This window comes from Streptomyces sp. NPDC057900 (assembly GCF_042887885.1).
Lineage (GTDB): Bacteria > Actinomycetota > Actinomycetes > Streptomycetales > Streptomycetaceae > Streptomyces.
The window spans coordinates 40,429-61,323 of the sequence record NZ_JBHVOI010000006.1 but is presented as its reverse complement, the minus strand read 5'-3'; the positions used below and the strand labels follow the sequence as shown (position 1 = coordinate 61,323).

Genomic DNA, 20,895 nt, shown 5'->3' with positions numbered 1-20,895 from the left:
TCCGCTTCCCGACACCACTGATGTTGCTGACCGGCGTTCCCGGTCCGTTCCTGCCCCGATACCGCCGCCGGAACTGCCGCAGGAACGGGGCAGGAACTGCCTGCGGACGACGGGCCCTAGGCCCTGTCCGGCTCCAGCTGGCAGGCGGCGACGCGGGGGCCGACGGGCGTGAGCACCACACGGGTACGGGCGGTTCCCGACTCGTGGCCGGCCAGGTCGAGCAGCGATCTGACCAAGGAACGGAGCACCGCACGCTCCGTCTCGTCCAGGACGGCCACTCCGCCGTCACCCCCGGGCGGCCACGCCTCGATCCCCGCCACCGTGTGCATGCCGTCCTCGGTTCTGGTCTCGACGCTCAGCTGGGGGCCCTCCAGGGACTCCGGCGTGTTGTACGGGTGGGAATGGGCGCCGGACGCGACGTGCTCGGCCCACCGTTCCACGGTGGACAGGTCCTGGAAGGCCTGGCGCAGCTCCGTCCCGTCGGGGGAGCGATCCCTGGGGTCCTTCACTTGAGTACTCCTTACTGCAGACAACTTCCCGGCCACCTTCGCCGTACGGGCTCCCGGTTCCCTCCCATTTCGTTCCCGCTTCCTTCCCGTTCCCTCGTTCGCCAAGGGAACGCAGCGGTAATCGGTGGCCGCATGATGACCCCGTTCCGATCAGACAGGGATCCGTGGTGATCCGCAGGGGATGCGATATCCGGGAGACAGAGGCGTGGTAACCAAACCATTCGACGGCGGCGGCCCATCGGGCCGGACGCCGGTGCACAACGGGCCCGAATCCTGATGGGCGCCCGGATATCAACGGACATTCCCGGTCGATTCTCGGGAATGGGGCCGTTTCTCCTTGTCTGGTCCGGTCAGGCGGTTTCCCTGGCAGGCAGCGCGGCGGTCCGGTTCGCCTTCATCGTCGAGGTGTGGTCGTCCGGTGAGCGGGCGACCGCCGTCACCATTCTTTCGCTGTGCGCCATGCTGCCGCAGGCCATTTTCAGTCCCATTGCGGGCGCAATCGTCGACCGGATATCGAAGCGCGCCGCGCTGCAGATAGCCGACGCCGGCGGACTCCTCGTCGTGGGCTCGCTGGCCCTGCTCCACTACGTCGGCGCGTTCCAGGCCTGGCAGGTCTATCCGGCCTCCGTGCTGCTCGGGGTCTGCGCCGCCTTCCAGTTCCCGGCGCTGTCCTCCGCTGTTCCGCTGCTGGTCCGCAAGGACCAACTGGACCGCACCAACGGCCTGCTGGCCGGGGCGAAGAGCGCCGCGGGGATCGGCGGCCCGGCGCTGGGCGGTCTGATGCTCGCGCTCTTCGGGATCGGCCCGACGCTCCTGCTCGACGCGGCGAGCTACACGTTCGCCCTGATCGGCGTCCGGATCGTGCGCTTCGTCGGTGACCGGGTGACGACCACGCCAAGCGCGCCTCGGCGGCGGATCACCGCCGACTCCGTCGAGGGGCTGCGCTATCTGTTCCGGGTGCCCAGCCTGCGCGACCTGATCATCAACTTCTGTGTCGTCAACCTGGTCATGGTCTTCGGTTTCGCGCTCATCTCGCCGATGGTGCTGCTCCGGGCCGGGAACGGCGCGCTCGCCGCGGTGAACACCTCCGTGGGCGTCGGCGGAGTCGCCGGCGCCCTGCTCATGGCGGCCTGGGGAGGGCCCGCGAACCGGGGCCGGGGCATGATGCTCGGCGTCGTCGGCATGTGCCTGTCCGGACTGGTGGCGATGGGCCTGGTGGGCGGTGTGACCGGCTGGTGTCTGACCATCCTGGTCGGCGCCCTGCTGATGAACGTGGTCAACGCCTCGATGCAGACGATCGTGCAGACCAAGGTCCCCCACGAGTGGCAGGGCCGGGTCTTCGGCGCGGTGATGTTCCTGTCGCAGATCTCCGTCCCGCTGGCCATGGCGGTCTCCGGACCGCTGGCCGACCACGTCTTCGAACCGCAGGCCGCCCAGGGAACCGGTCTCTTCACCGTGCTCGGCCCGCTCGTCGGTGACTCTCCGGGCAGCGGCATGGCGGCCATGTTGTTCCTGGCCGGGATCGGCGGGACCGGGGTCGCCCTGTGGGGTCTTGCCAGCCGTTCGATCAGGGACATCGACACCCTGCTGCCCGATCTCGACGCTCCGGGGGACCCGGTCGGCCAGAGCGACCGCCAGGGAGGTGAACGCGATGAGGTGCGCGCATGAGCTGTTCGAGGAACAGGCGGACCTGACCCCCGGCGCGACCGCGCTGATCCACGGCGACGAGCGGATCGGGTACGCCGAACTCGACGCACGGGCCGACCGGCTGGCCGGTCTGCTGACCGCGAGAGGAGTCCGGTCCGGCGATACGGTCGGGGTGTACCTGGACCGTTCCGTCCCGCTCGTCGTGGCGGTGCTCGGCATCCTCAAGGCCGGGGCCGGCTATGTGGTGCTCGACCCGGGATTCCCCGCCGAACGGCTGCGCGTGATGGCCGAGGACGCCCGTGCGGCCCTGGTCGTCTCGGCCGGCGGCGCCGCCTTCGACGGGCTCGGCGCGGCGCGGGTGGACATCGAGGACGCCGCCGGGGCGCGGCCGCTGCCGCGCGGCACGGTCCGGGTCCGGCCGGACGACATCGCGTGCGTGATGTTCACCTCGGGATCGACCGGGCGGCCCAAGGGCATCGCGGCACCGCACCACGCGCTCACCGCGACGCTCACCGGGCAGGACTTCGCCTCCTTCGGCCCCGGCGCCGTCTGGCTCCAGTGCGCGCCGCTGTCCTGGGACGCGTTCGCCCTGGAGCTGTGGGGGCCGCTGATGAACGGCGGGACCTGTGTCCTGCACCCCGCCGGGCGGCCGGAGCCCCTCCTGATGGCGCGGCTCGTCGCCGAGCACGGCATCACCTCGATGTACCTCTCGGCATCCCTCTTCAACGTCGTCGTCGACGAGTACCCGCACCTGCTGGACGGGGTGCGGGAGCTCGTGGTGGGCGGCGAGGCACTGTCCGCCCCGCACGCGGCCCGCGCCCTGGAGCGCAGCCCTGAACTGCGGCTGAGCAACGGCTACGGCCCCGTCGAGTGCATGGTCTTCCTGACCGTCCACCCGGTGACCCGCGCCGAACTGGACGACGGACCGGTGCCGATCGGCCGACCGCTCGCGGGAAAGCGGCTGTACGTCCTCGACGAGGAACTGCGGCAGGTGCCGGACGGGGCGGCCGGTGAGCTCTACGCGGCGGGCGCGGGCCTCGCCCGTGAGTACCGGGGCCGGCCCGCGCTGACCGCCGAACGCTTCGTCGCGGCTCCGTCAGGCGAGCGCCTCTACCGCACCGGTGACCTCGGCCGACGGCGCCACGACGGGGTCCTCGAATACCTGGGGCGGGCCGACAGCCAGGTGAAGATCCGGGGTTTCCGGGTGGAGCCGGGCGAGGTGGAGAGCGTGCTGGCCCGGCACCCCGGCGTCGACCGGGCGGCGGTCGTCGCCCATGAGCACCCGGCCGGTGACCGGCAGCTGACCGCGTACGTCGTACCGAGCGGCGGCGCCCGGCAGGGCTTCCGGGAAGCGGAGTTGCGCACGTACGCCCGCGAGACGCTGGCCGAGTACCTGGTGCCCGCGGCGTTCGTGGTGCTGGACGCGCTGCCGCTGACGCCCAGCGGAAAGCTGGACCGGGCCGCGCTTCCGGAGCCCGCATCCGTGGCGGCCGTGACCGGCCGGCCGGCGGCGGACGGAACCGCGGCCGCGCTGTGCGGGCTCTTCGCCCAGGTGCTGCACGCGGAGGCGGTCGGCCCGGACGACGACTTCTTCGCCCTCGGCGGCCACTCGCTGCTGGCCGCCCGGCTGCTGGGCCGGATCCGCACCGTGCTCGGCGCCGAGATCGACATCCGGGGGCTGTTCGAGGCACCCACCCCGGCGCTGCTCGCGCCCCTCGTCGACACCGCTCCCCCGGTGCCGTCGGAGGCCCCGGGCGGCGCCACCGCCTCCGGTGGACTCCCGGTCTCGCACGCCCAGCACCGGCTGTGGTTCCTGGACCGGACCGGGGCCGGGGCCGCGTACAACCTGCCGATGCTGGTACGGCTGCGGGGCCCGGTCGACGCGGCGGCGCTGGGCGACGCCCTGGCGCAGGTCGCGGAGCGGCACGAAGTGCTCCGTACCGTCTTCGGGGAGGCCGACGGCTCCCCCGTACGGCGGGTCCTGAGCGGCACGGCTGCGCGGCCGCCCTTGCGTCAACTGAGCGTCGCCGAAGGCTCTATGGACCGGGAGATCGAGCGGGAGGCCCGGCACCGCTTCGACCTCGGGGCCGAAATCCCTTTCCGGGCCACCCTGTTCACCGCCCGGGGGCGCGAGGACGAACACGCGCTGCTGGTGCTGGTCCATCACATCGCCGGGGACGGCTGGTCCCTGCGCCCGCTCTTCCGCGATCTGTCCCGTGCCTACGCGGCCCGGGTCGCCGGTGCCGGTACCGGACTTGAGCCGCTCGCCGTCCCGTACCCGGTCCACGCCCGTGACCAGCTCGGCCGGCTCGGCTCACCGGCCGATCCGCACGCGCTCGCCACCCGCCAGCTCAGGTACTGGCGCAAGGAACTGGACGGGCTGCGGTCCGGCGGCCCGCTGCTGCCGCGCCGCGCCGGGCGGCCGGCCGTACCGGGCCCGGACGCGCGGGTCGTGGTGGCCCGGCTGGACGCGGCGGCCCACACCCGGATCGTCGAGTCGGCCCGCTCCCGGGGCGCCACCCTCTTCATGGCCCTGCACACCGCGCTGGCCGCCGTGCTCGTACGGGCAGGTGCGGACGAGGACCTGGCGGTCGGCGCACCGGTGGCCGGCCGGGCCGGGGACGGCGGCGTCGAGGACGTCGTCGGATTCTTCGTCAACATGCTGGTGCTGCGCACCGATCTGTCCGGCGACCCCACGGCGGGCGAGCTGCTCGCCCGGGTACGGGAGACGGACCTCGCCGCGTTCAGCCACCAGGACGTGCCGTTCGAGGACGTGGTCGGGGCCCTCAACCCGCCGCGCTCCCCCGGCCGTCAGCCGTTCACCGATGTGGTCCTCGCGCTTCAGAACAACGCACGGGCCGAGGTGACGCTGCCCGGCGCCGAGCACGGCGTCGAGGTCGTGCGCACCGGCGCCGCCCGGTTCGAACTCCTGGTGGACGTCACGGACTCGACCGCGCCGGACGGTTCGCCGGACGGGCTGACCCTGACCTTCGAGTACCGGGACCAGGCGCTGGAGGCGGACTTCGTCCAGTGGCTCGCCCGCGCCCTCCCCGAGACCCTGGAGGCAGCCGCGGCGGAGCCCGGCACCCCGCTGTCGCGGCTGGTCGCGACCCCACCGCCGAGGCAGGCCGGACAGGGCGACCGGATCACGGCCGCGACCAGCGGGCCGAGCCCCGCAGAGCGCCCGATGACCGCTCTGGAGCGGGAGACCGCCGCCGTGTGGTGCGAGGTCCTCGGTGTGCCGAGCGCCGGCCCGTACGACGACTTCTTCGCGCTCGGCGGCAACTCGCTGCGCGCGGTACGCGTCGTGGCCCGGCTGGCCGCCGGGCGGCCGGTGACCGTGGCCCAGCTGTTCGCCGCCCCGACCGTCGCCGCCTTCGCGGCCGAGCTGGAACGGGCCTCCGCCCTGCCCGGACCGGCCGCCGCCACCCCCATCCCGCGCCGCCCCAGGGTGCCGCGCCGTCCGGAAACCCCGACCCAGCCCAGCAGGAAGCAGGAGGAGCGGCAGTGGACCTCAGTGTGATGTTCTTCGGTGCGGACAGCACCACCGCCGGCCAGGCCCGGCACACCGAGACGTACGAGGACATCCTCGCCGTGGCCCGGACGGCCGACCGGCTCGGGTTCCACGCCGTCTGGACCCCGGAGCGCCACTTCCAGCAGGTGGGGCAGGTCTTCCCCAGCCCGCCGGTGCTCAGCGCGGCGCTCGCCGTCGCCACCGAGCGGATCGGGATCCGCGCGGGCAGCGTCGTCCTGCCGCTCCACCACCCGCTGCGGGTCGCGGAGGACTGGGCCGTCGTGGACAACCTCTCGCACGGCCGGGTGGGCCTCTCCGTGGCGACCGGCTGGCACTCCAAGGACTTCACGCTGGCCCCTGAGCAGTACGCGGACCGGCGGCGGACCGCCCTGGAGACCATCCCCCGGCTGCGGGCGCTGTGGGCGGGCGAATCCGCCGAGTACCCGGACGGCACCGGCACCCCGGTCTCCGTGACGCCCCAGCCCCGGCCCGTCCAGGACACCCTGCCGCTGTGGGTCACCACGTCCGGCAACCCGGAGACCTGGTCGGCGGCGGGCGCACTGCGCGCCGGGGTGCTCGGCGCGACCGTCGGGCAGAGCCGGGAGGAGCTGGCCGAGAAGATCGCCCTCTACCGCACCGCCTGCGCGGCCGCCCCCGAGCAGCGCGGCACCGACGCGCACGGCCGGGTCACGCTGATGGCCCACACCTACGTCGGCGCCGACGACGCGGAGGTGCGCCGGATGGCGGGCGCACCGCTGAAGACGTATCTCGCCTCGTACGTCCGCCAGACGGCGGCCAACCGGGCGGCGGACCCCACGACGGCGCGACTGACAGAGGAGCAGACGGCGATGCTCGCCGACTTCGCCTTCGAACGCTATCTGAGCTGGGGCAGTCTGCTCGGCTCCCCTGGGCACTGCGCCAAGATGCTCGCCGATCTGGCCGAGCTGGGCGTCGACGAGGTCGCCTGTTTCATCGACTTCGGTATCGGACGGGACGACGTACTGGCCGGGCTGCACCGGCTGGCCGAACTGAAAGAGAACCTGTGATGAGCGCCCCCACCGTCTCGCGCGCCGTTCGAGGCGTCGCGTCCCCTTCGCTTTCCATGGCCGACCGGTTCGGCGCGCTCGGCCGGGAGCAGCGGGTCCGGCTGATGCGCCGCCTCCTGGAGGCGGGCCGGGCCCGTGAGATACCGGCCGTCATCCCGCCGCGCGACCCGGCCCGCCGGGTGCCGCTCAGCCCGGCCCAGCACGACCTGTGGGTGTACGACTCGCTGTATCCGGGCACCCCCGCGCTCAACCTGTGCGCCGCGTACCACTTCGAGCGGCCGGTGGACCCGGCGCATCTGGCGGCGGCGCTGACGCTGATCCAGCGTCACCACGACATCCTGCGGACCCGGATCGTCACGGACCCGGCGGGCGAACTGCACGTCGAGTTCCCCGAGGACGGGGAGTTCGACCTGGAGCGGGAGGATCTGCGGGGCACCGGCGGGACGATCGGCGCGGCCTTCGAGGCGTTCCGCAACCGCCCGTTCGACCTGAGCCGGGACAAGCTGATCCGCGCCAGGTTCGTCCGGGTCGACGAGCGTCGCTCCACGCTGATGCTGAGCCTGCATCACACCATCAGTGACTGGTGGTCGTTCGACGTGCTGCAGAACGAGTTCGCCCAGGCGTACGGCGCCCTGCGCGACGGTGTCGAGCCGCCCCTCACCCGGCCCCGGATCCAGTACGCCGACTTCTCGTCCTGGCAGAGCGAGCTGACGGAGGCCGGGGTCTTCGGGAGCCGGCTCGACTTCTGGCGCCGCTATCTCGCCGATCCGCCCGGTCCGCTGACCGTGCCAGGTGCCGGTACCGGCACCACCACCGGGGGCGACGGCATCGCGAACGTCCCCTTCCGCATCGACGCGGCGACCACCGCCGCCGTACGGGCCCTGGCGCGGGAGCGCGGCTCCTCCGTCTACGTCGTCCTCATGGCCGCCTTCGCGGTCCTGGCGCACCGGGTCAGCGGCGCCGAGGACCTGGTGATCGGGACCCCGATCGCCAACCGGGCGGCCAAGGGCCTCGACCAGGTCATCGGGTACGTCATGAACGCCGTGCCGACCCGCTGGCAGGTGCGCCCCGACCGGTCGTTCACCGATGTGCTCGCCGGGTTCGCCGCCGACTTCCCGGATCTGATGGCCAACGCGGACGTGCCCGTCGGCCGGATCGTGTCGGCCGCCGCGCCCGAGCGCAGCGCGGGCCGGGCCCCGTTGTACCAGTGGGTGTTCATGCACCTGACGCAGCAGCCGAGCGTCACGGTGATGAAGGAGTTCGCGGAGCCCGAGCGCATCCACACGGGCGGCGAGCACGATCTCGTCGGTGTGGTGAAGGACAGCGGCGACGGCATGGAGGGCAGCTTCGGTCTGCGTACCGATGTCTTCAGCCCGGCGACGGTGGCCCGCTGGACGCAGTGCTACGTCGAGTTGCTGCGCCGGATCACCGCCGATCCCACGGCGCTGATCGGCGACATCGACCTGGTGCCGGAGGCCATGCGCGGTGAACTGCTCGCCGCCTCCGCCGGATCCGCCGCCCCCGGCCCGGAGTCGCTGCCCGCTCTGGTGAGCAGGCGGGCGGCCAGTACGCCGGACGCGCCGGCCATCGAGTCCCCGTTGCCGGGGCGCGGTCTGAGCTATGGAGAACTGGACGACCGGGTCGCCCGGCTGGCCGGTCTGCTGGTCCGTCTCGGGGCCGGTCCCGGGCGGACCGTGGCGCTGGCCCTCCCGCGCGGCAGCGACTGGCCGGTGGCGGCGCTGGCCGTCCAGCGCGCCGGGGCCGCGTATCTGCCCGTCGACCCCGCCCACCCGGCGGAGCGCGTGCGCCGGGTCCTCGAAGAGGCCGGGCCGGTGCTCCTGATCACGGAGCCGGGTGCCGAGCCCCCGGTGACGGATATCCCGGCGCTGGTCCTCGACGAGGACGCCTGGGCCGGTCCGCCGCTGCCGCCGGGCGGTCCGGAGCCGCACGACGTGTCCCACGTCATCCACACCTCGGGTTCCACCGGCACCCCCAAGGGCGTGCTGGTCACCCATGCCGGTGTGGCCGCGCTCACCAGGAGCCTGGTGGACGGTGTCGCACTCGACGCGGGGAGCCGGGTGCTCCAGCTGGGACCGCCCACCTTCGACATCTCGGTCGGGGAACTGTGCCTGGCCTTCGGCTCGGGCGGCACCCTGGTGCTGCCGCCACCGGGACCGCTGGTGGGCGAGGACCTCGGGGCGGTGCTGACGGAGCGGCGGATCTCCTGCGCCTTCGTCCCGCCGTCCGTGCTCGCGACGGTACCGGCCGGCCCGCACCCGTGGCTGCGCGCGCTCGTCGTCGGCGCGGAGGCGTGCCCGCCGGACCTGGTGGCGCGCTGGGCCGTCGGGGGGCGGCGCTTCCACAACGCCTACGGGCCCACCGAGTCCACCGTCGTCGCCACGGTCTCCGTGCCGCTGGACCCCGACTCCACGGTGCCGCCCATCGGTTCCCCGGTGGCGGGCACCACCGCCTACGTCCTGGACGAGCGGCTGCGGCCGGTCCCGGCCGGGGCGGGCGGCGAGCTCTACCTCGCGGGCGCCGCGCTGGCCCGCGGTTACCTCGGGCGGGCGGCGCTCACCGCGGAGCGGTTCGTCGCCGACCCCTACGGTCCGCCCGGCAGCCGCATGTACCGCACCGGCGACCTGGTCCACCGCGACGACAGCGGGATCACGTACTACCTGGGGCGCGGCGACGAGCAGGTGAAGCTGCGCGGGCTGCGGATCGAGCCGGGCGAGATCGCCGCCGCCCTGGTGGAACACCCCACCGTGGAGCGGGCGGTGGCCGTCGTACGGCACGACCGGGGCACCGCGCAGCTCGTCGCGTACGTGGTGCCCGCGCGGGGTGCGGAGACCGACGAGGACGGACTGCTCCTGCACGCGGCCGAACGGCTGCCCGCCGCCATGGTCCCGGCCGCCGTGGTGGTGCTGGACGCGCTGCCGCTGTCGTCCCACGGCAAGCTCGACCGGTCCGCGCTGCCGGCCCCGGCCGAGCGGACCGGGGACACGGTCCGGCTGCCCGGATCGGCGCGCGAGGAGATCCTCTGCGGGATCTTCGCGGAGCTGCTGGACGTCGGACAGGCCGGTGCCGACGACGACTTCTTCCGGCTCGGCGGCGACAGCATCATGGCGATCCAGCTCGCCGCACGGGCCCGTGCGGCAGGTCTGGTGCTCTCACCGCACGACGTGTTCACCTTGCGGACCCCGGCCCGGCTGGCGGTGCTGGCCCGTACCCCCGACAGCGAGGGCCCGGCAGAGGAGGACACCGGGACCGGGCGGCTGCCGCTCACCCCGGTGATGCACTGGTGGCGCGAACAGGCCGGGGACACCTCGGCGTTCACCCAGTCCATGCTGTTCCCGCTGGCGCCCGGCACCGGACTGGCCGCGATCGAGGCGGCTGTCACCGCGCTGACCGAGCGGCACACCGCGCTGCGGATGCGTCTGGTGCGCGACGACGACACGGGCTGGGAGTTCGACGTGCCCGTCGCCGGGACACCCGCCGGGGCGCGGGCCGTCCGGCTGGCCGTACCGGCGGACACCGACCTGCACACGCGGGCCACGGAGCTGGCGCGCACCGCGACGCTGCGGCCGGAGGACGGCGAGATGGTGCGGGCGCTGTGGCTGGACCCCGGTCCGGGCCGGGCCGGCGCCCTGGTCCTGACCGTGCACCATCTGGCGGTCGACGGGTTCTCCTGGCGGGTGCTCGGCCAGGAACTCGCCTCGGCCCTCGACCCGCGTCCGGGCCACGAACCCGCCGCCGCCACCGCCTCTTTCACCCGATGGTCCCGGCTGCTCTCCCAGGAGGCCGGTCTGCGTACCGATGAACTCCCGTGGTGGGAAAGGCAGCTGGCGGACCCGGCGGCACGCCTCACCGGTGGCGGGCAGCCGGGCGGACGCCGGGAGACGTTCACCTTCGAACTGGGCGCGGAGCTGACCCGGAGTGTGCTCGTCACGCTGCCGGCCGTCTTCAACTGCCGCCCCGACGCGGTGATGCTGACGGCGCTCACGGCGGCGGCCGTCCGGCGCCGGGGCACCGGTTCCGCTCTTCTCGTCCACCTGGAGGGGCATGGCCGCGAGGTGATCTCCACCGAGGTCGACGTCTCCGCCACGGTCGGCTGGTTCACCACGCAGTACCCGGTCCGGCTGGACCTCGGCGCCGCCGCCGTGGAGCCGGGCGGCCGGCCGGGCGAGGCGCTCAAGTGCGTCAAGGAGCAGTTGCGGGCGGTGCCGTCCGGCGGGCTCGGCTGGGGGCTGCTCCGCTACCTCCACCCGGAGACCGGCCCGGCGCTCGCCGCGCTGCCCGCACCCGATGTCCGCTTCAACTATCTGGGCCGGTTCACCGCGACGGACGCGGCGGGCGGGCGGCTGCTCGATCTCGGGCCGGACGCGGTGCCGCTCGCGCACACCCTGGAGGTGGACGTGCTGGCCCGCGAGGAGAACGGCGAGCCCCTGCTGGAGGCGAGCTTCTCCTACCCGTCCGGGGTGTTCACGAAGGACGAGGTGCGCGAACTGGCCGGGGCGTGGTCGGAGGCGCTCGGCGTCCTGGCGGACCACGGCGGGGCGGACCACGGCGGACCGGGCGGCGCAGCCGTCCACACCCCGTCCGACTTCCCGCTCGTCGACCTCACCGGGGACCAGCTCGAACTGCTCGCGCAGGAAATGGACTTCGGTGACCTCGACGGCTTCGGCCCCGCGCAGGACGACGACGAAGAAGGGGAACGACGATGAACGCGCGCATCGCGGACGTACTGCCGCTCTCCCCGCTCCAGGAGGGCCTTCTCTTCCACGCCGCCCGGGAGACATCCGGCCCGGACCCCTATCTGGTGCAGGCCCGGTTCCGGATCGGCGCCGGGACAGCCTCGCGCACGGTACGGGACGCGGTCACCGCGCTCCTGGACCGGCACCCCAATCTGCGCTCCTGCTTCCGGCACGAACGCCTGGACCGGCCGGTCCAGGTCGTGCCGGAGAGGGTCTCGGTGCCGTGGACCGAGGTGGACCTGACGGGTCTCGCCCCGGACGAGGCGGGCGCGCGCGCCGATGAGGTGCTGCGCCAGGACGCGGCGCTCCGCTTCGACGTGGCCCGGCCGCCGCTGGTGCGTGCCACGTTCCTGCGGGACGATTCCGGCGGCGACCTCGTCGTGTCGTTCCACCACATCCTCCTGGACGGCTGGTCGATGCCGGTCGTCGAACGGGACCTGGCGGCCCTGGTGGCGGGCCGCCCGCTGCCGCCCGCCGTGCCCTACCGGGACTATCTGGTGTGGCTCGGAGCCCAGGACCGGGGCAGGGCGGAGGCCGCGTGGTGCGAGGCGCTGGAGGGCCTGGAACGGCCCGCGCTGCTGGCCCCCACCGGACCGGACACGGCACCCGACCGCTCGCGGGTCTGGCTGACCGCAGAGCTCACCGGGATGCTGGTCCGGCGGGCCGCGGAGGCGGGCGTCACCCTGAACACCCTGGTGCAGGTCTCCTGGGCCCTGGTGCTGGCCAGGCTGACGGGCTCCCGCGACCTGGTCTTCGGCGCGGTCGTCTCGGGCCGCCCGCACGATCTGCCCGGCGTCGAGTCCATGGTGGGCCTGTTCATCAACACCCTGCCGGTACGGGTCCGGCTGCGGGACGGCGAGCGGGTGGACGAGCTGCTGCGCCGGATCCAGGACGAGCAGTCCCGGCTGCTGGCCCACCACCACGCCCGCGCGGCACAGGTGCAGCGTGCCGTGGGGGCCGGTGAACTCTTCGATTCGATCCTCGCCTTCGAGAACTTCCCCCGGACCGGCGGCGGCGAGGACGCCCCGGACTCGGTGCGCCTGGCGAAGGTGACGGACGCGACCCACTACCCGGTCACCATCGCGGCGGTCGCAGAGGACCGGCTGCTGCTCTCCGTGAGCTGCCGCCGGGGCATCTCGGCGGCAGCGGTCACCGCTCGGCTGGCGCACGTACTGGAGCGGCTGGCCCGTTCCCCGCAGGAGCCGGTGGACGAGATCGACGCCCTGCCCGTCGCGGAGCGGCACGAGCTGCTGGCCCTGGCCGACGGGCCGTTCCGGACGCCCGCCGCGCCCGCCACCGTGACCGGACGGTTCGCCGCGCAGGCGGCCCGTACGCCCGACGCCCCGGCCGTCGACACGGACGGCGAGATCCTCAGCTACGCCCAACTGGACGCGGCCTCCGACCGGCTGGCGGGCCGGCTCGTCCGGGCCGGGGTCGCGCCGGGGCGGACCGTGGGCCTCCTGCTGGCCCGCTCCGCGGCCGTGGTCGTCGCCCAGCTCGCGGTCCTCAAGGCGGGCGCCTGCTGGCTCCCGCTCGACCCCGCGCACCCGGCGGAGCGGCTGGCCCGGCTCCTGACGGCGGCGGAGCCCGTCCTCGTCCTCACCGACCGGCCGGATTCCGCCGCGACCCGGCTGCCCGTGGGGACGGCGGTGCTGGACCTCACGGAGGAGTCCGGCCCGGAGCCCTTCGACGGGGTGGCGTCCTCCCCCGGTGCCGCCGCCTGCGTGATCTACACCTCGGGCTCCACCGGCGAGCCCAAGGGAGTGGTCGTCCCGCAGCGGGCGATCACCGAACTCGCCGCGGACGGCCGGTTCGCGGGCGGCGCCCACCACCGGGTGCTGCTGCACAACCCGTACACCTTCGACGCCTCCATCTACGAGGTGTGGGTCCCGCTCCTGAACGGCGGGACCGTGGTCGTCGCCCCCGCGGAGGCGATCACCCCCGACCTGCTGAAGCGGGTGGTCCCCGACCGGGGGGTCACCGCGCTGATGCTCACGCCCGAACTGCTGCGCACCGTCGCGGAGATCGCGCCCGACGCGCTGTCCGGACTCCGCGAGGTGTGGTCCGGCGGCGACGTCCTCGCGCCCGGCACCGTGCGCCGTCTGCGCGAGCACTGCCCGGGGACCGTCGTGGTCAACGGGTACGGGCCCACCGAGACGACGGTGTTCGCGACCGCGCACACCGCCACGGCGGAGTCGGCCGGCCTGCCGGGCGGCGTCCCCATCGGGCGCCCCCTGGACAACACCCGCGCGCATGTCCTGGACGAGCGGCTGCGCCCCGTTCCAGCGGGCGCCACCGGTGAGCTGTACCTCGGCGGCAGCGGGCTGGCCCACGGCTACCTCGGGCGGCCGGTGGCCACCGCCGAGCGGTTCGTCGCCGATCCGTACGGTCCGCCGGGCAGCCGGATGTACCGCACCGGGGACCTGGCCCGCCGGATGCCCGACGGCGCGCTGGAGTTCGCGGGCCGGGCCGACGACCAGGTCAAGGTGCGCGGTTTCCGCGTGGAGCCCGCCGAGGTCGAGACGGTGCTGACCGGCTGCCCCGGAGTGGCGCGGGCCGTGGCCGGTGCCCGGACCGACGCGGCGGGCGGCAAGCTGCTGGCCGCCTGGCTGGTGCCGGACGACGCGGCCGAACCGTGGCAGGCCCTCCTCGACCGGGTACGGGAACATGCCGCCCTCCAGCTGCCCGCGCACTTGGTGCCGTCGCTGTGGGCCCGTATCGACGCGGTACCGCTCACCCGGCACGGGAAGGCCGACCGGGGCGCGCTCCCCGATCCTGGACCCGCCGGGCAGCCGGTGGCGCGACGGAGTCCGGGCACGGCACGCGAGCGCGAGCTGTGTGCCCTGTTCGGCACGGTGCTCGGCCTGCCGGCGGTCGGGCCCGACACCGATTTCTTCCTGGCGGGCGGCCATTCGCTGACCGCGCTGCGGCTCAAGTCGAAGATCGAGACGGTGCTCGGGGTCCGTATCCCGCTCGCCGCGCTGTTCGACGCCCCTACCCCGGCGGCCCTCGCCGCCAGGCTCGACGCGCCGCCGGCCGGGAAGGGCGCGGCGCCTCGGATCGCGCTGCGGCCGGGCCGGGGCCGTCCCGCGTCCGGGAAGGAGGTGGCCGGTCCGCAGCACAACAGCCTGGCGCCCGTGCTCACCCTGCGGGCCGGCGGGGGCCTCACGCCGCTGATCTGCGTGCACCCGGGGCTCGGCCTCGGCTGGTCGTACGCGAACCTGCTGCCGCACCTGGATCCGGCCCGGCCCGTGCACACCCTCCAGAGTCCGGCGCTGCTGACCGGGGTGGACGGGCTCCCGGAGTCCATCGGCGCGATGGCGGACCTGTATCTGCCGCGCGTCCGTGAACTCCGGCCGCGGGGACCGTACCTGCTGCTCGGCCGGTCCTTCGGCGGACCGCTCGCGCACGAACTGGCGGTGCGGCTGCGGCAATCCGGTGAGGAGGTGCGGATGCTCGCCGTGGTGGACGCCATGCCGATGCCCGAGGAAATCCTCGACACGCCGCTGGACCCCGCCGCCGTCGAGGACGAGATGCTGCGCATCCTGCTCCACTCGCACGCCCCCGGCGCACCCGTACCGGACGGCCCGCTGGACCGGGCCACGGTGTTCTCCACCGCCCACGAGGGAGCCTTCGACGGCCTCTCCGAGGCCGCGCTGCACACCCTGGTCGACATCGGGGCACACCACAGCGCGCTCGTACGGACCTGGCGGCCGTCCGGTTACGGGGGCGGGCTCACGCTCTTCTCCGCGACGCACGACAGCTGGCCGGGTACGGCGGAGAAGACCGCGGCGTGGCGGCGCGTGACCGCTTCGCTCGACGTGCACGAACTGGACTGCGGTCACAGCGACGTACTCAATCCGGGCCCGGCGGCGGAGATCGCCGCGGTCCTCGAATCCGCCCTCCGAGGGGACTGAAACCCATGACCGTCGACACAGTCGAGCTCATCGACCTCTACGCCGGGGAGGGCGGCGGGGACGAGGAGTACGAGTTCCCCGCCTCCGACTCCCAGAGCCGCCTGCTGGTCCTCGACCAGCTGAATCCGGGCACCGCCCAGTACAACGTGCCGGTCGCCTTCGCCGTGCACGGGCCCTTCGACACCTCGGCGTTCGGCCGGGCGCTGGACGGGCTCGTAGCCCGCCACGAGGCACTGCGCACCGTCTTCCGTACCGCGGACGACGGCACCCCCGCCCAGCGGGTGTCCGCCGTCGGGCGGGTGCGGCCCACGATCCACCGGGACGTGCCGGCGGACCGCGCGGACGCCCTGGTCCGTCAGGAGGCCGCCCGCCCCTTCGACACCGCGCGGGGGCCGCTGCTGCGCTGCGCCGTGTACGCGGTGGACGACGGCAGCCACCGGGTGCTGCTGGTCGCCCATCACCTGGTCTGCGACGGCTGGTCACTCGGCCTGATGCTGGACGGCCTGTCGGAGGCGTACGCGCACGAGATCGGGGGAACCGTCCACCGGCCGGCCGAACTCCCCCTCCAGTTCCCCGACTACGCGGCCTGGCAGCGCGAACGCACCGCGGACGGCGCGTTCGAGGGGTCCGTGCGGCACTGGGCAGAGCGGCTGCGCGGCGCCCCCACCGTCCTGGACCTGCCACTGGACCGCCCGCGCCCGCCGGTCCGCACCGCCGCCGGCGGCACCGAGCGCTTCCTTCTCGGCGCCGATGTCAGGGCGCGGCTGGCCGAGGTCGCCGCCGCCCAGGGCGCCACCCCGTTCATGACGATGTTCGCGGTGTACGCCGCGTTCCTCTCCCGGCTCTCGGGCGTCGAGGACCTGGTCGTCGGCTACCCGGCGTCCGGCCGCGAACGGCCCGAACTCCAGGAGATGGTCGGGATGCTGACCAACACCCTGGCGCTGCGCGTGGACGTGTCCGGCGATCCGTCGCTCGACGAGCTGACCGGCCGTGTCCGGGCATCCCTGCTGGCGGCCCAGCCGTACCAGGACGCGCCGTTCGAAGCGGTGGTCGACACCCTCGCCCCGGTCCGTGAGACCAGCCACGACCCGGTGGTGCAGGTGGCGCTCAGCTACGAGGACGAGGCGGCGCCCGGTCTGCGGCTGCCCGGTGCCACCACCGAGCGGCTCGCCCTGACCCTGGACACCGCCAAGTTCGACTTCCACCTGTTCATGGAGCGCTGGGGCGACGAGCTGGCCGCCCAGTTCATCTACCGCAGCGATCTGCTCGACGCCGCGACGGTCCGCCGCTGGACGGACAACTTCCGCACCCTGCTGGCCGGGCTGCTCGCGGACCCGTCCGCGCCCCTGTCCACCGTGGAGCTGGTGGGGCCCGCCGAGGGTGCCCGGACCATCGACGGCGCCGACCGGCTCGCGGAGGCCGCGCCGCTGGACCGCCTGGTGCCCGAGCTGATCGCGGACCGGGCGGCCGAGCACCCCGACGCCACGGCCCTGGTCTGCGGCGACCTCCGCCTGAGCTACGCCGAACTGCTCGGCCGGGCCGACGCGCTGGCCGCCCGGCTGCGCGCCGCCGGGGTGCGGCCCGGCTTCCGGGTCGGCCTGCTGCTGCCCCGCTCGGCGGACCAGGGCATCGCGGCCCTGGCCGTCCTGCGCGCGGGCGGCGCCTACGTACCGCTGGACCGGGCGCACCCGGAGGCCAGGCTCCGCCACATGCTGACGAGTTCGGGCACGGGACTCCTGCTGACCGCCCGGGAGACCGCGGAGACGGGCGCTGCCCTGGGGGTGCCGTGCGTCCGGGTCGACCGCCCGGCCGTCACCGACCCCGTCTGCCCCGCACCCGCCGAGCCCGCCGCCGCACCGTCCGCCGGGGACCTCGCCTACGTCCTGTTCACCTCGGGCTCCACCGGCGTCCCCAAGGGCGTCGCCGTCGAGCACCGGGCGCTGGTCAACCTCACCCGGGCGGTCCGGCACTCCTTCCCGGTCGACGCGGACGACCGGGTGCTGCAGTTCGTCTCGTTCGGCTTCGACGTCGCCGTCTCCGACCTGTTCTTCCCCTGGGTGGCCGGAGCGGAGCTGCACATCCCGAGCGAGGACGAGCGGATCGGTGAGGGGCTGCTGAAGCGGCTGCGGGATTCCCGCATCACCTATGTGTTCCTGCCGCCGTCCGCCGCGATGCTGCTGCCCGACCTCACCGGGCAGCTGCCGGACCTGCGGACCGTCGCGGTCGGCGGCGAGGCCTGCCCGCCCGAGCTGGTCGGACGGCTCAGCGCGCCCGGCCGGCGCGTCGTGAACGCGTACGGGCCCAGCGAGGTGACCGTCTACGCGACCACCGGGGACCTCACCCCCGGTGAGCCCGTGGCGCTCGGCGGCGCGGTCCCGGGGGCCCGTGTCTACGTCCTCGACGAGCGGCTGCGGCCGGTGCCCGCCGGGGTGGCCGGCGAGATCTACGTGGCCGGTGCCTCACTGGGGCGCGGCTACATCGGCCGGCCCGGCCTGACCGCGGAACGGTTCGTCGCGGACCCGCACGGCGCGCCCGGAACCCGGATGTACCGCACCGGCGACCTCGGCCGGATCGACGCGCACGGCCTCATCCACTACCTCGGACGCACCGACCTCCAGGTCAAGCTGCGCGGCGTACGCATCGAACTCGGCGAGATCGAGACCCTGCTGGCGGGTGCGCCGGGGGTCGCGCTGGCGGCGGCCACCGTACGCGGCACGGGCACCGAACAGCGGCTGGTGGCGTACGTGGTGGGCCGGGACGGGGCCGCCCCGCCGGACGCCGAGCTGCGCGCCCATCTCGCCCGGCGGCTGCCCGGCTCCATGGTGCCCGAGGTGTTCGTGCGGCTGGACGAGATGCCGGTCAGCGGGAACGGCAAGCTCGACCGGGCCCGGCTGCCGGAACCCGTCACCGTGGCGTGCCGCCCGGACGGCTCCGCCACCGTCGTGGGCACGCCCACCGAGCAGCTGGTGGCCGGTCTGTGGGCGCGGGTCCTCAACCTCGAACGGGTCGCCGTCACCGATCACTTCTTCGAACTGGGCGGCAACTCGATCCGGCTGCTCAGTGTCCTGGCCGCGCTGCGCGAGCTGGGGACGTACGGCGAACTCAGTCTCGTCGACCTGTTCCGCCACCCCACCGTGGCCGCCCTCGCCGCCCATCTCGACGGGTCGGTCCCCGGCCCCGCCGCCGGGGCCGCCGACACCGGCCCCACCGCCGCGACGGCCGCCGCGCGCGGCGACGACCGGCACGCACGACGCACCGCCGCCGCTCGACGACTCAGCTACCGGAAAGGCTCCACACGATGACCGAGAACGCAAGCGCCGCCGAGCCCCTCGCAGCCGACTCCGCGATCGCGGTCGTCGGAATGAGCGGACGCTTCCCCGGCGCCCCTGACCTGGACACCTACTGGCGCAACCTGCTCGGCGGGCTCTGCTCGGTGACCGACTTCACCGAGGAGGAGCTGATAGCCGACGGCGCCGACCCGCAGGAGGTCCGGGGCCGCGACTACGTACCGTCCAAGGGCCGTCTCGCGGACGCGGACCGCTTCGACGCGGAGCTGTTCGGCTTCAACCGTACGGAGGCCGCGGCCCTGGACCCCCAGCACCGGCTGCTCCTGGAGACGGCCTGGTCCGCGCTGGAGAACGCCGGCCGCAACCCGCGCGGTGGCACGGCCCGTACCGGTGTGTACGTCGGCGGCGGGGTCACGGAGCACATGCTGGCGGCCCAGACCGATCCGGGGCTCGCAGCGTCCATCGGGGCGCTCCAGGTGCGCATCCTCACCGACCGCGAGTTCCTCGCCCCGTGGATCTCCTACCGGCTGGGTCTGGAGGGCCCGAGCCTGACGGTGCAGACGGCCTGCTCGACCTCGCTGACCGCCGTGCACCTCGCGGTGCAGTCGCTGCTGCTCGGTGAGTGCGACACCGCGCTGGCCGGCGGCGTCGCCGTGGACACCGTGCACAGGAAGGGCTATGTCCACCACCAGGGCGGCATCTTCTCCCCCGACGGCCGGTGCCGCCCCTTCGAGGAGCGGGCCGGCGGCACCGTGCCCGGCAACGGGGTGGGGGTGGTCGTGCTGCGCCGGCTGAGCGACGCGCTCGCGGACGGCGACCCGGTCAGGGCGGTCATCCGGGGCAGCGCCGTCACCAACGACGGTGCGACCAAGGTCGGGTTCACGGCGCCCGGCGTCGACCAGCAGACCGCCGCGATCGTGGAGGCGTGGGCGGCGGCCGGTCTCGACCCGGCGGACGCCCAGTACCTGGAGGCGCACGGTACGGCCACCGCGCTCGGTGACCGCATCGAGGCGGCGGCGGCGAGCGCCGCGTTCAAGGGGGCGCTCGGTACCGGGCGGATCGGGATCGGCTCTGTGAAGTCGAACATCGGCCACCTGGACGCGGCGGCGGGCGTGGCCGCGCTGATCAAGTCGGTGCTGATGCTGGAGCACGCCACGCTGGTGCCGAACGCCGACGCCGGCCGCCCGCATCCCGAACTGGGCTTCGAGGACTCGCCGTTCCACCTGATCGAGCGGGCGGCCCCGTGGGCCGAGCCCGGTTCCGGCCCCCGGCGGGCCGGGGTGAGCTCGGTCGGTATCGGCGGCACGAACGTGCACGTGGTGCTGGAGCAGGCTCCGCCGCGCGGTGGGGCCGAGGCGCCGGACGGACCGGAGGTGCTGCTGCTGTCCGCCCGCACCCGGCAGGATCTCGACGCGCTGGCGGGCCGGCTGGCCGAGGCGTTGCGGGCCCCGGACGCCCCGTCCCTCGCCGACACCGCGTACACCCTGCGGGTGGGCCGTGCCCCGATGACGGTACGCGGCTATGTGCGGGCCGTGGACCGCGCGGAGGCGGCGGAGCTACTGGCCGGGCTGGCGGCGGGTGGTGCGCCCGCCTCGGGCGGACCGGATGTGCTGGGCGAGGCGTGGCTGGCGGGCGATCCGGTACAGGTACCGGAAGCGGAATCGGCGTCGGCGGACCGGGGTGGCCGGCGGACCGCGCTGCCGTCCTACCCCTTCGCCGGGGAGAGCCACGGCGCGTACCGCCTCGCACCGGTCGCACCGGCCGGGGAGCGGGCGGAGGCGGCCGGGCCCGCCGCGGACCCGGAGCAGGAGATCCGGGCGCTGATCGCCGGGGCGCTGGGGCTGGAGGACGCCGACGACCCGGAGATGACGTACTTCGCGGCGGGCGGCGACTCCCTGACCGCCGTCCACCTGGTCGGCTGCCTGCGGGACGAGTTCGGCCTCGATGTCCCCATCACGCTGTTCCTTGAGCAGTTGACGCTGCATGAGATGGCCCGTCGGATCATGGCGGTGCGGGACGGTGACGACTCCCTCGACGCCCTGCTCGCGGAGTTCGAGGCGGAGTGAGAGACCACATTGCACAGGGGTGGGGGGGGCCCCCCCGGGGGGGGGGCCCCCCCCCCGGGGGGGGGGGGGGGGGGGACCCGGGAGGGTTTTGGGGACGGGTGGAGGAGCGAAGGGGTGGCGCCCCCCCCGGCCGGCGGACCGCACAAGGTGAAGCA

The 20,895-nt window shown here is 74.4% G+C and carries 8 protein-coding genes; 7 read left to right on the top strand and 1 reads right to left on the bottom strand.

Going from position 1 to position 20,895, the window contains the following annotated elements; genetic code table 11:
• Nucleotides 1-116: 116 nt before the first annotated feature.
• Nucleotides 117-509, bottom strand: coding sequence for a hypothetical protein (locus ACFVQ0_RS23080; RefSeq protein ID WP_390090863.1), 393 nt, complete (start codon nt 507-509; stop codon nt 117-119).
• Nucleotides 510-830: 321 nt separating this feature from the next.
• On the opposite strand from ACFVQ0_RS23080, the gene ACFVQ0_RS23075 reads away from it, so the two are divergent.
• Genes ACFVQ0_RS23075 through ACFVQ0_RS23045 form a run of 7 tightly spaced genes read left to right on the top strand, consistent with a single transcriptional unit; the run spans nt 831 to nt 20,740 of the window.
• On the top strand, nt 831-2,177 hold the full coding sequence (locus ACFVQ0_RS23075) for an MFS transporter (RefSeq protein WP_390090861.1): 1,347 nt from the start codon (nt 831-833) through the stop codon (nt 2,175-2,177).
• Nucleotides 2,161-5,679, top strand: a complete 3,519-nt coding sequence (locus ACFVQ0_RS23070; protein ID WP_390090859.1) for an amino acid adenylation domain-containing protein — start codon at nt 2,161-2,163, stop codon at nt 5,677-5,679. Before ACFVQ0_RS23075 ends, ACFVQ0_RS23070 begins: the two co-directional genes overlap by 17 nt.
• Complete coding sequence (locus tag ACFVQ0_RS23065; RefSeq protein ID WP_390090857.1) at nt 5,664-6,716, top strand: MupA/Atu3671 family FMN-dependent luciferase-like monooxygenase; 1,053 nt, start codon at nt 5,664-5,666, stop codon at nt 6,714-6,716. The genes ACFVQ0_RS23070 and ACFVQ0_RS23065 overlap by 16 nt, the downstream gene beginning before the upstream one ends.
• On the top strand, nt 6,716-11,440 hold the full coding sequence (locus ACFVQ0_RS23060; protein WP_390090855.1) for an amino acid adenylation domain-containing protein: 4,725 nt from the start codon (nt 6,716-6,718) through the stop codon (nt 11,438-11,440). Before ACFVQ0_RS23065 ends, ACFVQ0_RS23060 begins: the two co-directional genes overlap by 1 nt.
• Nucleotides 11,437-15,387 (top strand): amino acid adenylation domain-containing protein, encoded by a 3,951-nt coding sequence (locus tag ACFVQ0_RS23055; RefSeq protein ID WP_390090853.1) that lies wholly within the window; start codon nt 11,437-11,439, stop codon nt 15,385-15,387. Before ACFVQ0_RS23060 ends, ACFVQ0_RS23055 begins: the two co-directional genes overlap by 4 nt.
• Before the next feature lie 5 nt (nt 15,388-15,392).
• On the top strand, nt 15,393-18,689 hold the full coding sequence (locus tag ACFVQ0_RS23050; protein WP_390090851.1) for an amino acid adenylation domain-containing protein: 3,297 nt from the start codon (nt 15,393-15,395) through the stop codon (nt 18,687-18,689).
• Entirely contained in the window at nt 18,686-20,740 is a 2,055-nt protein-coding gene (locus ACFVQ0_RS23045; protein WP_390090849.1) for a beta-ketoacyl synthase N-terminal-like domain-containing protein, read from the top strand. Before ACFVQ0_RS23050 ends, ACFVQ0_RS23045 begins: the two co-directional genes overlap by 4 nt.
• Nucleotides 20,741-20,895 lie beyond the last annotated feature (155 nt).